The sequence below is a fragment of the Methylobacterium frigidaeris genome (assembly GCF_022179185.1).
Taxonomy (GTDB): domain Bacteria; phylum Pseudomonadota; class Alphaproteobacteria; order Rhizobiales; family Beijerinckiaceae; genus Methylobacterium; species Methylobacterium frigidaeris.
In genome coordinates, this window is the sequence record NZ_BPQJ01000144.1 from 1 (window position 1) to 479 (window position 479).

General features: G+C 62.0%; 1 protein-coding gene. It reads right to left on the reverse strand.

The features are described 5' to 3' along the window. The coding region (locus tag MFF64_RS36610; protein ID WP_238193932.1) for a Crp/Fnr family transcriptional regulator at nt 1–479 on the reverse strand (479 nt) is incomplete at both ends.

A 479-nucleotide genomic window follows, 5' to 3' on the forward strand; every position in this document is an offset into this window, starting at 1 on the left:
CAGGATCAAACTCGCACAGGTCAGCGAGTTCCTGCCATTTGTTAATTTGTAGCCTCCCACCCGCAAGCGTGATCCACTCCTTGTCGCGCAGGTCCCTGAGCACGCGGTTGACGTGGACGTTCGACAGCCCGAGCGCGTCGCCGAGTTCCGACTGCGTGAGCGGTAGGCGGTAGGCGTGATCCCGCGCCAACCCGATCTGTTCAAGCTTAACGTATAGCTCGCAGAACAGATGCGCGATGGCTTGGCAGGCCGAACGCCGTCCCATCCCGGTCATCCACTGCCGGAAGACCGCCCCATCCACCAGCGTGTCGCGCCAGAGGACCCCTGTGATCCCCGGGAAGGTGGCCGTCAGGTCGAGCAGCGCCTCATGCGGGATGAACGCCACAATGGCAGATGTCAGGGTGCATACGCTGTGATCCATGACCTGGAGGTGCAGGCTTTGCAGGTCGGGAATGTCACCCGGGATGTGGAACGAGAAG